Raw genomic sequence first — 11,981 nt, 5'->3', positions numbered from 1 at the left:
AATACCTATTTAAAGCTGAATACTAACTTCGATATCTCTGGTTATATCTTTCGCTGTATCTTTACTCAATTTGCGCAATGACGCAGAGCTGTCCTGACGTCCTGCCACTTCCTGAACATCCCTTTTGGCCATTAATTCGCCTAAGGTAATCGAATTCAAGAATACAGAAATACGATCACTTAAATCTTGCCATAAACTATGGGTAAGGCAGCGATCGCCGCCCTGACAGTCAGCCTGCCCTTGACAGCGTGTAGCATCAATGGACTCATCGACGGCTCGGATTACTTCACCAATAGCGATGTCAGAAGCCTCTCGTCCCAGTAAATAACCACCACCAGGGCCGCGCACACTGTCAACCAGTTGTTCTTTACGCAACCGAGAAAAGAGTTGTTCCAGATAGGAAAGCGAAATTTCCTGTCGCTCAGAAATATCGGCAAGAGGCACTGGACCGCGCTTAGAGTGTAAAGCGACATCAAGCATTGCGGTAACCGCATAACGCCCTTTAGATGTTAGTTTCATTGGATTCTCCTGCCTTTTTTGATAGCAGAATTTTCACATACCCGACTAAATTGGTCAAGTATAAGACCTACTAAATTAGTCAGGTATTATCGATTACTTTAATCGCTTTTAAGGTCAACTTTATCGGGGGCTATTAGTCCTTCTTTTACCATCTTGAGTGAATCAAGGTGATAAGCGGTGTCGTCATCTATCCAACGTTTTTTTACACCATCATAAATAAAAGTATATGTGATATTTGGATAAATAAGGTTTAAGACGTCTCCTGATGCAGGTACATACGCAAAATCGAAACATCCACCGGGTCGATTCAGCTGACTAAGGATGTCACCAAATTTGGTATCTACTGTATAGGGGGCAATAACTTCACCAACGCTGAAATCTAGCGGTGATGTTCCTTTGCGAAATTCATGGAGTTGCCAATACCCTTTTGATTTATCGATCTGTCCATTACACGTACACAATAATAATTGAACGTCAGGCTTACACATTACCACTTCCTTTTAATGAATGTTTCTTTGGGCAATAATTAAGCGGCAGCTTACCCAATTTCTAATTCGTACAAACCATTTCATCAGCTAGACGTTGACAGAGAATTTGTAAACATAAAAGCATTAGCTAGTAAAAAGCGCTATTTCGATTATATCCCGGGATCAAACGAAGAATGGGCCTCTTCACGCTGCTGGGTTTCGGTCAAATCGAATCCCGTTTCTGCAAAATCTTCAGCACTGATATTGTGAAGGTTATCAGTACATACATCACCACCGAGCGACTGAATGACCTTGCACATTTCTTCGACTTTAATGTCCATTTGGTGCATATGCTCGAGCATAATCCCCATAGCATTGGCGACAGGGTCCGGGTTATCTGGTGCCACTGCATAGGCGTCAAAGCCGTATTTTTGCGCAATTTTATCGCGCTGGGGGTTAACCGCTGCCGCGCTGTCTTGATGTTTAGTTATGATAATTCGCCCGGGGATCCCCACCGCGGTTGCTCCGTCCGGGATGTCTTTGACTACCACCGAGTTAGACCCAACCTTGGCGTTTTCACCAATAGTAATTGGCCCCAATACCTTAGCCCCAGCTCCAACTACCGCGCCGTTTTTAAGCGTAGGATGCCGTTTGCCTGCTTTCCAACTTGTGCCCCCCAAGGTGACACCGTGATAGAGAGTAACGTCATCACCAATTTCAGCAGTCTCGCCAATAACCACCCCCATGCCGTGATCGATAAATACTCGCCTTCCCAGAGTCGCCCCAGGGTGTATTTCTATGCCCGTCAACCATCGGCTAAACGTAGACAGTGTGCGCGCTAACCACTTCCAATTAGCCTTCCATAATTTATGGCTAATACGATGCAACCATACTGCATGTAATCCGGGATAATTAGTTAGCACCTCAAAGGTATTACGCGCTGCTGGGTCACGATGAAATACACCTTGAATGTCATCTTTGATACGGGCAAACATGGTAGTTACTCTTTATCTGATCCATTTTCTGATGTGTCTTGTGAGCGCGCGCCCTGCTCAACAGACTTATCAATTGACGCTAAAATACCGCGCAATATGTTTAGCTCTTGTGACTCGGGACGCGCTCGATTAAACAAACGCCGTAATTTCGTCATAACTACACCAGGGTGACTTTTGCGAATGAAGGAGGTTTTCTCCAATGTGGACTCAAGGTGCACATAAAAACGCTCCAAATCTTCATTAAGTGGATAGTCTTCTTCCACATTGGGGTACGCTTCGCGATTTAAGTACGCCATACGAATTTCGTAGCACAAAGTTTGTACTGCTGCTGCTAAGTTAAGCGAACTGTATTCAGGATTCGCTGGTATACACATGTGGAAATGACATTGCTGAAGCTCTTCGTTTGTCAGGCCACTGTTTTCACGGCCAAATACCAAGGCAACCGGATACTTTTCCACTTCTTGCACTAGCTTTTCACCACAATCCCGAGGGCCGAGCATGGGCCAAGAGTGTGTACGCGAGCGAGCAGACGTGCCCACGACCAGACCACAGTCTTTTACCGCTTCTTCTAGCGTATTGACTATTTTGGCATTGGCCAGTACATCACCTGCCCCGGCCGCCAGCGCACTTGCCTGGCCATCAGGCTCATTGACGGGATCAACCAGATAAAGACTGCTCAGTCCCATAGTTTTCATCGCGCGAGCGGTTGAGCCTATATTTCCCGTATGAGAGGTGTTTACCAAAATAATGCGAATATTTTCGAGCATGCTTACGTTACCTACGTACCTTCACAGGTGAAGGGGCACTATTTAGCCTTCACCTTTTCTAACCTTTAATGGCGCAAAAGTGTAGCACAGTGGCGGTATAGATGGCTATTTAGAACATGCACCCCATAGAGCGCTCTGGGTATATTAATCGAAAAAGCGCGATACTAAAGCGCAGCTCCTTATCCTGCTAAGGTAATTTCATTTGCATCCAACGACGATTCTGGTAGACTCCGCCCGTTTTCGTAAACAACTAGCTATTTTTTGTACAGCTGGTTCGTTTCATTGGTCTTTTACAATTGGTGGTTTATCTATGCATCCTATGCTGAATATTGCGGTGCGCGCTGCGCGTGCGGCCGGAACAGTTATCGTTCGTGGTTTTGAAAAACACAATGAGATAGCAAAAGAGTCTAAAGGCTTGAACGACTTTGTTACTCAGGTAGACAAAGAAGCCGAACAAGCAATAATTGCTAAAATTCAGCAGTCTTATCCGGAACATTGCTTCTTAGGTGAAGAGTCTGGGGAAGTTCACGGCAAAGAGACTGATTATCAGTGGATAATCGATCCGCTGGATGGCACCACTAATTTTGTAAAAGGCATCCCTCACTTTGCCGTTTCTATTGCCCTTCTTCACAAAGGTCGTTTAGATCAAGCCGTTGTATTTGACCCAATCCGCAGTGAGCTTTTCACTGCTAGCCGTGGTCAGGGTGCACAACTTAACGGTTACCGCATTCGTGCCTCTAAACCCCGTGATCTTTCAGAAACGATTGTTGCTACAGGTCTACCGTTTAAAAACAAATCACATTTTGGTGAGTATGCACTGAGTCTTAATAAAATTTTCCATGAAGTAGGTGATATTCGTCGTGCTGGCAGTGCTGCACTTGACCTGGCATATGTGGCTGCAGGTCGCCACGATGGTTATTGGGAGCGCGGCATCAAGTCATGGGATATTGCAGCTGGTGAACTTATTGTTCGCGAAGCTGGTGGCTTAGTCACTGATTTTAAAGGTGGCAACGACCCACTACACAAAGGTGAAATTGTCGCGGGTAGTGCAAAAGTGGTTCAAGGTCTAGTTAAACACCTTAAGTAAGTCTACTTATACTATACAGCTAGTATGTATAGCCTATAGGGTAAACGCTTTTACCGCGTGATATACAACACGAACAAACAAAAGAAAAAGGCACAGGAGTCTAATCCCTGCGCCTTTTTCTTTGCTGCAATCTAAATTACGCCAACTAGCCTAAGGGCTAATGGTAGTGTTAGTATGCCAATTACCATCTGTGCGTGAGTACTGTGAAGCCAATGTGTTTCCTCAGCGCGTTTTCCTAAAAGCCCCCCAAACAAAACACTCTCCTTGCAAAGCCAAAGCAAGCCAACACACACTACTGCGCTTAGAAGCCCAGTCACAACCATTGCAATAAACGGTGTCATGAATAATGCACTTGTATAATATCCTATGCCAATTAACACACTTTGATGCACTACGTAGAACGGAAACACGTAACGATTAGCACTTTCGAAAATGGTACTTGGCTTTACAAAGACGCGATGAGCTAACGCTAGAATAGCTAACAGACCTACTACTTTTGCGATGTAGTAAGCATACATAGCGCCCTCATAGACCAATGCGCGATCAACAAATTCGCCCCTCAAAGTAAACCCAATTTCATAAGTTACAGTGAGTAATACAAAAAGGAGTAGTAACCGATATCTTTGCTTTCGTAGCCACTGCCAAAAATTCGCTGAATGCCCGAACCAATAGCCATATAATAGACACGTAAAACCATACACATCACGTTTTATATCACTATCCTCAATATACATAGTACATAGAGACAGCGACACAAACCCTATAAGCCAAGCGATATTGAACACACCAAACCTGCGTCGTAAAAACACAAGAATCCAGTGAAATGCCACTAACAACAAGGTGAAACGCCATAAGGAACGAAGAAACCATAGATGATTCACATCAACGTGATGCCAAATGCCTGAGCTGAATTCGCTAAAAAAGTTGTCGTCACCAAAATAAAATTGCCAAAAAAAACTTAACATCGAGGCGTTCGTAGCCTGTTGTTGCGTCATTTCAACAAAGAGTTGCACAGGCACTACAGCGTATATCCCCACCAATAGAGGTAACAGTACAGCGTTACTGCGCCGAGTTATCAGATACAATAAACCTTTTGATTGCTGCATAGCATAAAGTGAGGCTCCTGCTATAAACCACAGTAGGCCCATTCTCCATGGAGACGTCAACATCAAAACATTTTGCAACCAATACCACTGGGAGGACTGCTTAAAATGAAACGTCCATTCTGGTACCCAAATCATGCCTAAATGAAAGAAAAAAAGAATAACCACTGCGATAACTCTTAAATAATCAAGTACGACGATCCTTTGTTTTATTTGGGAGCCAGGTTGAATATTAACAGGCGTTAGACTCATTATGATTTTTACCGATGTTGGGTGTTTCAAATAATTGATAAAGCTGCTCTAATCAACGTAATAACTAAGCCTTTGAAAAGCTTGAAAACTGTGACAAACGGTGGGAATAAGTGATAAACGGATGAGCGAAAAGATAAATTACAAAGCAGTATTTCAAAAGCATCAAACTCTGTTCAGTTTGGTGTTATTAGGGGTTTACTTTATTATCAATGGTGCAGTTAATGCCACTACCGTATTAATGGAAGGGCTGCGACAAGCGGTACTGCCTTTTTCAAGCTGGGAACCGTTTGTTTGGGAATACACCAGCGCATTCAGTAGCTTTTTGCTGGTTATTGTTCTTGCGCGAGTTTTGAGGCATTTCCCATGGGACTGGCTTCGTCCTGTAAGAAGCCTATGCATATACCTTGGCATGGCCCTGGCTTTTGCTGCGATGCATATTGTACTTATGATTATTTCGAGAAAATCGATTTATGAATTGGCCGGAGCTCAATATGATTTTGCCTCATCACCGCAGCAATGGATCTTTGAGGTTGTCTATGAGATGCAAAAAGACATGTGGTCATTTGTGTTCTTTGTTGTGGCAATTTGGTGTTACCGTTATGTTGTGTCTCAATGGCTGGGGAATGCCACAAATATTGCTCTTGATGCACTTAAACAGCCTGAAACTATTGAGCCCCCTCTCCCTGACAACAACACCCCGACAAACAACTTATTATTAATTAAGAAATTGGGTCGAGAGTTCCTAATTAACAAACAAAATATCGAATGGATAGAGTCGTCAGGGAACTATGTGAATCTATACATCGGTAACGACGTTTTTCCTATGCGAACCACCTTAACTGCTTTTATTCACGCTAATGCCCATCTTTCTATTCAACGAGTTCACCGCTCATTCGCTGTTAATTTGAATGAGGTTGATAATATTACTCTACTTGAAAGTGGTGACGGTGTAATTACCCTAAAATCTGGTGAGAATGTAAAGATGTCTAGGCGATACAAGCTCTCATTGCCATTGGCACATTAAAAGTAAAATAAATCGTTAGTTACACCAGTGACACAAAAAAGCCGCATAAAATGCGGCTTTTTGACTAACTTAGCTTGGTATCTTTTACCTTAAGGCATAGGATCCAAATCAGCGCCTTCTTTTTCCACCTGAGGAGGCATTAAGTCTTCTTTGCTGATGCCCAGCGCCAATGCAACTGAGCTTGCAATATAGACTGACGAATACGTTCCTACGACCACACCAAATAACAAGGCAGTGGCAAAGCCGTGGATTAACGCACCGCCTTTATAGAATAAAGCCACCAACACCAATACCGTCGTCAATGAAGTAATAATGGTACGGTTTAAGGTTTGCGTCAGGGAAATATTGATGATGTCGACAGGCTCACCTTTGCGGATCTTGCGGAAGTTTTCGCGAATACGGTCTGACACAACGATAGTATCGTTCAGTGAGTAACCGATGACCGCCAATACTGCCGCCAATACGGTTAAATCAAACTCAATTTGTAGTACTGAGAATAATCCCAGGGTGAGGATAACATCGTGAGCAAGCGCCGACACCGAGCCTAGAGCAAAACGCCATTCGAAGCGCATCGCCACATAAACCAGAATACACAGCAAGGCGACTAGCATAGCCAGACCGCCCTGCTCAGTTAACTCTTCACCCACATTAGGGCCAACAAATTCAATGCGTCGCATATCCACTGCTGTCCCATCGGCGCGCAATGCGGCTAGCACTTGTTCGCCTATGGTTGCCGCTTTTATGCCATCGCGAGGGGCAATACGAATAAGCACATCCTGGCTGCTACCGAAGTTTTGTACAATAGCATCTTCAAAGTCTGCACTATTTAACTGGGTGCGAATCGCTTCAAGATTTGCAGCATCCTCGTAGCCCACCTCGATTAGCGTACCACCGGTGAAATCCAGTCCCCAGTTCAAGCTGTTTACCGCTAAAGAAACGAACGAGCCTAAGATGAGAATTGTCGATAGCACCATCGCAGGCATGCGAAGGCCCATGAAATTGACGGTATCGGATAGTTTTAGTAATTGCATGGTCTACTCCTTAAATCGCCAATTTCTCAACGCGTCTACCACCCCACACCGCATTCACAATAACGCGTGTGACTAAAATGGCAGTAAACATTGACGTTGCTATACCAATCATCAGGGTTATTGAGAAACCTTTGATTGGTCCTGTACCTACCGCGAACAATATAAGCCCAGCAATGAAGGTAGTAATATTGGCATCTAGGATAGTGGAAAATGCACTGTCGTATCCATGATGGATAGCTTGCTGTGGACTGCGTCCATCGCGAAGCTCTTCGCGGATCCGCTCAAAAATAAGTACATTGGCATCTACCGCCATACCCACTGTCAGTACAATCCCTGCCATGCCTGGTAGGGTTAATGTCGCACCGGGGATCATCGACATGATACCGACAATCATCACCAAGTTGGTGATCAGTGCCACGTTTGCCACGACGCCAAAAGCCTTGTAGTAGAACAGCATAAAGATAAGTACCGCAGCAAGCCCGTAAATGATGGCTTGCATACCTAACTCGATATTTTCTTTACCCAGGCTTGGTCCAACTGTACGCTCCTCAACAATTTGGATAGGTGCAATAAGCGCACCAGCACGTAGCAGGAGCGCTAAATCTCGCGCTTCTTTAGGTGAGTCCAAACCGGTAATCTGGAATTTACTACCAAGCTGCGCACGAATTGTGGCCACAGAGATAACCTGTTCATGTTTTTCAAACACTAACTTGCCGTCTTTATTGCGCTCACCGGTAGATTTGTACTCAATAAATACCGTTGCCATCGGCTTGCCAATGTTGCCTCGGGTTGAACGCGACATTTTGTTGCCGCCCTCGGAATCAAGGGAAATATTCACATTGGGCAAACCGTATTCGTCTACGCCGCTGTTTGCATCAATAATGTGGCTACCAGTAAGCATGATGCGCTTTTCCAGTAACTGAGGGATACCCTGTTGATCTTCAATAACCTGCGAACCTGGAGGCACACGTCCATTCAGTGCATCGCGTATGTCATTTTTCTGATCGACCATGCGAAATTCGAGTGTCGCGGTAGCATTTAGAATTTCTTTGGCACGGGCTGTATCCTGAATACCAGGAAGTTGCACCACAATGCGATCAGCACCTTGCTTTTGTACAAGTGGCTCTGCAACACCTAGCTGATTAACACGATTGCGAATAATAGTAATGTTTTGCTTTACCGCGTTGTCGCGAATTTCTTGCAATTTGCTCTCTGCAAACACCGCGCGCAACGTCAGGTCATCAATTTGATTAAAGGTTAAATCGCGACTTTGATTGCGCAAGAAGAATTCGGCCTTATCGAGAGCCTCTTCGTCGCGGAAGGTAATATCAATGTGGTCATCAACTTGTTTAACGCCGCGATAACGAATGCCTTCTTCACGCAGTGACGTGCGAAACCCGCTTTCGGCGTCTTCAAGCGACTTGGTAATCACTTCGGTCATGTCAACTTCCATCAAGAAGTGCACACCACCGCGCAGGTCAAGCCCCAACTTCATGGGAGCCCCACCCAGTCCTTCAAGCCACTCTGGCGTATCGGGGGCAAGGTTCATCGCTACAAAATAGTCATCACCAAGGCCTTGTTCTAACGCTTCTCGCGTGACTAATTGGGTATCTGAATCAGAAACACGCACGAGAATTTGTTCGTTTTCAAACTCGATGCGCTTTGGTGTAATCCCTTTTTCAGCAAGGGTATTTTTTACTTGATCGACAGTTGCTTGTGTCACAACAGCATCGCGACCAGCAGAAATTTGTACGGCGTGATCTTCACCGTATATATTGGGAAGTGCGTAAAGTGCACACATTGCTACCACAATAAGTGCACTCAGTACTTTCCAGATAGAATTTTTATTTAGCACTGGATAATCCTTTCGTGCCAGCACCGGGTTGCGTCCCGGCCCCGGCAATTGTTACTTACAGTGACTTCATTGTGCCTTTAGGTAGCACAGCAGTAACTGAAGACTTCTGAACAACTATGTTGTTGGTGTCATTAAGTGCCACTTCGATGAAATCTTTGTCTTCTGACACTTTTGTGATTTTACCGACAAGACCACCTTGAGTGAGCACCTCATCACCTTTGCCCAAAGCGGCCACAAGATTCTTGTGTTCTTTCACTCGCTTGGCTTGTGGACGGTACAGTAGGAAGTAAAAAATCAGACCAAACACTGCCAACATGATGATCATTTCCATACCACCACCTTGTTGAGCACCACCAGCAGATTGCGCGTATGCGTTAGAGATAAATAGGCTCATAAAATTCCCCAGATATTATCGTTGTTATAGTGCCGGAACCGGCAACCCTTTTTGTTCATAAAATTCTTGTACAAATGCATCAAGCGTACCAGCGTCAATCGCATCGCGAAGTCCTTGCATGACACGCTGATAGTAACGAAGATTGTGAATGGTGTTCAGTCGAGCACCCAAGATCTCATTACATTTGTCCAAATGATGTAGATATGAGCGAGAATAATTTTTACAAGTGTAACAATCACATTTCTCGTCCAATGGCGATGTGTCATTGCGATGTTTCGCATTGCGAATTTTTACCACACCCTCTGTGACAAAAAGATGTCCATTGCGTGCATTACGGGTGGGCATAACACAATCAAACATATCAATACCACGGCGCACCGACTCAACCAAGTCTTCTGGCTTACCCACGCCCATCAGGTAACGAGGTTTGTCTTCAGGTATTTTCGGTGCGGTGTGATCGATAATGCGGATCATATCTTCTTTCGGTTCACCAACCGACAACCCGCCTATGGCATATCCGTCAAAACCAATCGCTTCAAGCCCAGCCAATGACACGTCACGCAACCCTTCGTACATTCCGCCTTGGATGATGCCGAAAAGTGCTGCAGGGTTGTCACCGTGCGCCTCTTTACTGCGTTTAGCCCAGCGCAATGACATTTCCATAGAGACCCGGGCTTCCTGTTCAGTAGCGGGATATGGCGTGCACTCGTCGAAAATCATGACAATGTCAGAGCCTAAATCGCGCTGAACTTCCATCGACTTTTCAGGGGTAAGAAGAATTTTTTCGCCGTTAATTGGCGAACGGAAAGTCACCCCTTCTTCGGTAATTTTGCGTAAGTCACCTAAGCTGAATACTTGGAAACCACCCGAATCTGTCAGGATGGGTTTATCCCAATTCATAAAATCGTGAAGATCGCCATGTTGGCGAATAATACTTGTACCAGGGCGCAGCATTAGATGAAAAGTATTGCCCAGACAAATGTGTGCACCACTGTCTTCCAATTCTTCTGGGGTCATTCCTTTAACAGTACCGTAGGTACCAACTGGCATAAACGCTGGCGTTTCTACCACACCACGTTCAAATACCAAACGGCCACGTCGAGCACGGCCATCGGTTTTTAACAACTCAAATTGCATGTGAAAGCATTCCCACTGTATTGCGCCAATGCGCGGGGTATAAAAATAAATTGGCGGGGATTATACCAGTAATTTGGCTGAGATCATGCCCTGTGTCTATGTTTCTGCCTAACTTACCGAGAACACTGTAAATCCAGCTTAAATCAGGGAAGAAAGCTATCGACTTGAAGGATAGCTTTGTTCCTCTTAAAACCGTTTATCAGGCTCTTTCAATAAACATTGAATCGCCATAGCTAAAGAAGCGATATTCCTTTTCTATGGCTTCGTGATAAGCCTTCATGACATTTTCTTTGCCCGCAAATGCACTGATAAGCATCATCAGCGTTGACTCGGGCAAATGAAAGTTAGTAAACATGGCGTCCACTACTTTAAATTCAAACCCCGGATAGATGAAGATTTCCGTGTCTTCGTAAAACGGGGCAATCATGGCCTTTTCGCCCCGTTCAGCACAGGCTTTGGCGGCCGATTCTAATGACCGAACAGAAGTTGTGCCCACTGCAATAACCCGGTTGCCATTTGCTTTTGTTTTAAGCACGGCGTCAACCACATCTTGAGGAACTTCAGCGTACTCAGCATGCATTTTGTGTTCTGTAATATTGTCAACACGAACGGGCTGAAAGGTACCTGCTCCAACGTGCAAGGTGACAAATGCTAAATTGACACCTTTCGCTTTTAACGCTGCTAAGATTTCATCATCAAAATGCAACCCTGCAGTTGGTGCTGCCACGGCCCCTGGTTTTTGGTTGTAAACCGTCTGATAGCGCTCTTTATCAGAGTTTTCATCTGGACGGTCAATATATGGGGGTAATGGCATATGGCCATAACGTTCTAGCAGCGAAAGCACGGTGTCATCGTGATTGAACTGTAAGATAAACAGCGCGTCATCACGCCCCGTCACAGTAACCTGTACTTTATCTTCTAAAATAAGGGTTGTGCCCGGTTTGGGTGCTTTACTGGCACGTACATGTGCTAATGCAGTGTTGTCTGAAGTAATTCTTTCTATCAGTACTTCTACCTGTCCACCAGTTTCCTTTTTCCCATGCAACCTTGCTGGGATCACCCGTGTATTGTTAAACACAAGCAAGTCGCCTGGAGCAACAAAGCTAAGCATTTCTGAGAACATGGTATGGGCTACAGTACCCGATTTGCCATTAAGATGAAGCAAACGGCTTGCCGAACGCTGTTGAGTAGGATATTTCGCGATTAACTTCTCAGGAAGCTCAAAACTAAAATCAGATAATTTCATACAGTTCAATAAATAATGGTGATGCGTTAGACCTAAGTATAGGATTAAGTTAAATTTAAGTGAAAACTATTATTATTTAGGCCAGCTTGCAAATGAAACACACT

At 44.7% G+C, this 11,981-nt stretch carries 12 protein-coding genes; 2 read left to right on the top strand and 10 right to left on the bottom strand.

Annotated elements, in window-relative coordinates:
- Positions 1-9: 9 nt before the first annotated feature.
- The 4 genes from iscR to trmJ all read right to left on the bottom strand — a co-directional run bounded on the left by iscR (position 10) and on the right by trmJ (position 2,748).
- Positions 10-519 carry a Fe-S cluster assembly transcriptional regulator IscR gene (gene iscR / locus ACMCM8_RS04250; protein WP_412725797.1) on the bottom strand — a complete coding sequence of 170 codons (510 nt, stop codon included), beginning with the start codon at positions 517-519 and terminating at the stop codon, positions 10-12.
- A 98-nt stretch (positions 520-617) separates the two neighbouring features.
- Positions 618-1,007 (bottom strand): hypothetical protein, encoded by a 390-nt coding sequence (locus ACMCM8_RS04245; RefSeq protein ID WP_412725795.1) that lies wholly within the window; start codon positions 1,005-1,007, stop codon positions 618-620.
- Between the two features lie 149 nt (positions 1,008-1,156).
- The gene (gene cysE / locus ACMCM8_RS04240; protein WP_412725793.1) at positions 1,157-1,981 is read right to left on the bottom strand and encodes a serine O-acetyltransferase; all 825 of its coding nucleotides are present in this window, start codon (positions 1,979-1,981) and stop codon (positions 1,157-1,159) included.
- 5 nt (positions 1,982-1,986) lie between these two features.
- Positions 1,987-2,748, bottom strand: coding sequence for a tRNA (cytosine(32)/uridine(32)-2'-O)-methyltransferase TrmJ (gene trmJ / locus ACMCM8_RS04235; RefSeq protein WP_412725791.1), 762 nt, complete (start codon positions 2,746-2,748; stop codon positions 1,987-1,989).
- A 310-nt stretch (positions 2,749-3,058) separates the two neighbouring features.
- On the opposite strand from trmJ, the gene suhB reads away from it, so the two are divergent.
- Positions 3,059-3,835 carry an inositol-1-monophosphatase gene (gene suhB / locus ACMCM8_RS04230; RefSeq protein ID WP_412725789.1) on the top strand — a complete coding sequence of 259 codons (777 nt, stop codon included), beginning with the start codon at positions 3,059-3,061 and terminating at the stop codon, positions 3,833-3,835.
- A 131-nt stretch (positions 3,836-3,966) separates the two neighbouring features.
- Here suhB and ACMCM8_RS04225 read toward each other — a convergent pair whose 3' ends face one another.
- A complete protein-coding gene (locus tag ACMCM8_RS04225; protein WP_412725787.1) occupies positions 3,967-5,190 on the bottom strand; it encodes an acyltransferase family protein in 1,224 nt (407 codons plus the stop codon).
- Between the two features lie 121 nt (positions 5,191-5,311).
- Between ACMCM8_RS04225 and ACMCM8_RS04220 the strand changes: the two genes are divergently transcribed.
- A complete protein-coding gene (locus ACMCM8_RS04220) occupies positions 5,312-6,214 on the top strand; it encodes a LytTR family DNA-binding domain-containing protein (protein ID WP_412725785.1) in 903 nt (300 codons plus the stop codon).
- 89 nt (positions 6,215-6,303) lie between these two features.
- Here ACMCM8_RS04220 and secF read toward each other — a convergent pair whose 3' ends face one another.
- The 5 genes from secF to queA all read right to left on the bottom strand — a co-directional run bounded on the left by secF (position 6,304) and on the right by queA (position 11,877).
- Positions 6,304-7,245, bottom strand: a complete 942-nt coding sequence (secF, locus tag ACMCM8_RS04215) for a protein translocase subunit SecF (RefSeq protein ID WP_412725783.1) — start codon at positions 7,243-7,245, stop codon at positions 6,304-6,306.
- 10 nt (positions 7,246-7,255) lie between these two features.
- Entirely contained in the window at positions 7,256-9,100 is a 1,845-nt protein-coding gene (gene secD, locus ACMCM8_RS04210) for a protein translocase subunit SecD (RefSeq protein ID WP_412725781.1), read from the bottom strand.
- Positions 9,101-9,155: 55 nt separating this feature from the next.
- On the bottom strand, positions 9,156-9,494 hold the full coding sequence (gene yajC, locus ACMCM8_RS04205; protein WP_412725779.1) for a preprotein translocase subunit YajC: 339 nt from the start codon (positions 9,492-9,494) through the stop codon (positions 9,156-9,158).
- A 24-nt stretch (positions 9,495-9,518) separates the two neighbouring features.
- Entirely contained in the window at positions 9,519-10,631 is a 1,113-nt protein-coding gene (gene tgt / locus ACMCM8_RS04200; RefSeq protein WP_412725777.1) for a tRNA guanosine(34) transglycosylase Tgt, read from the bottom strand.
- 199 nt (positions 10,632-10,830) lie between these two features.
- Complete coding sequence (gene queA, locus ACMCM8_RS04195) at positions 10,831-11,877, bottom strand: tRNA preQ1(34) S-adenosylmethionine ribosyltransferase-isomerase QueA (RefSeq protein ID WP_412725776.1); 1,047 nt, start codon at positions 11,875-11,877, stop codon at positions 10,831-10,833.
- Between the last annotated feature and the right edge of the window lie 104 nt (positions 11,878-11,981).

The organism is Alteromonas sp. D210916BOD_24 (genome assembly GCF_047159385.1).
Classification (GTDB): domain Bacteria; phylum Pseudomonadota; class Gammaproteobacteria; order Enterobacterales; family Alteromonadaceae; genus Alteromonas.
The sequence above is the reverse complement of the archived record's forward strand: the minus strand, read 5'-3'. Positions and strand labels throughout refer to the sequence as shown.

Bases quoted from the DNA above. Each gene is read 5' to 3' on its own strand.
- iscR (WP_412725797.1), bottom strand. From the start codon at position 519: ATGAAACTAACATCTAAAGGGCGTTATGCGGTTACCGCAATGCTTGAT.
- ACMCM8_RS04245 (WP_412725795.1), bottom strand. From the start codon at position 1,007: ATGTGTAAGCCTGACGTTCAATTATTATTGTGTACGTGTAATGGACAG.
- cysE (WP_412725793.1), bottom strand. From the start codon at position 1,981: ATGTTTGCCCGTATCAAAGATGACATTCAAGGTGTATTTCATCGTGAC.
- trmJ (WP_412725791.1), bottom strand. From the start codon at position 2,748: ATGCTCGAAAATATTCGCATTATTTTGGTAAACACCTCTCATACGGGA.
- suhB (WP_412725789.1), top strand. From the start codon at position 3,059: ATGCATCCTATGCTGAATATTGCGGTGCGCGCTGCGCGTGCGGCCGGA.
- ACMCM8_RS04225 (WP_412725787.1), bottom strand. From the start codon at position 5,190: ATGAGTCTAACGCCTGTTAATATTCAACCTGGCTCCCAAATAAAACAA.
- ACMCM8_RS04220 (WP_412725785.1), top strand. From the start codon at position 5,312: ATGAGCGAAAAGATAAATTACAAAGCAGTATTTCAAAAGCATCAAACT.
- secF (WP_412725783.1), bottom strand. From the start codon at position 7,245: ATGCAATTACTAAAACTATCCGATACCGTCAATTTCATGGGCCTTCGC.
- yajC (WP_412725779.1), bottom strand. From the start codon at position 9,494: ATGAGCCTATTTATCTCTAACGCATACGCGCAATCTGCTGGTGGTGCT.
- tgt (WP_412725777.1), bottom strand. From the start codon at position 10,631: ATGCAATTTGAGTTGTTAAAAACCGATGGCCGTGCTCGACGTGGCCGT.
- queA (WP_412725776.1), bottom strand. From the start codon at position 11,877: ATGAAATTATCTGATTTTAGTTTTGAGCTTCCTGAGAAGTTAATCGCG.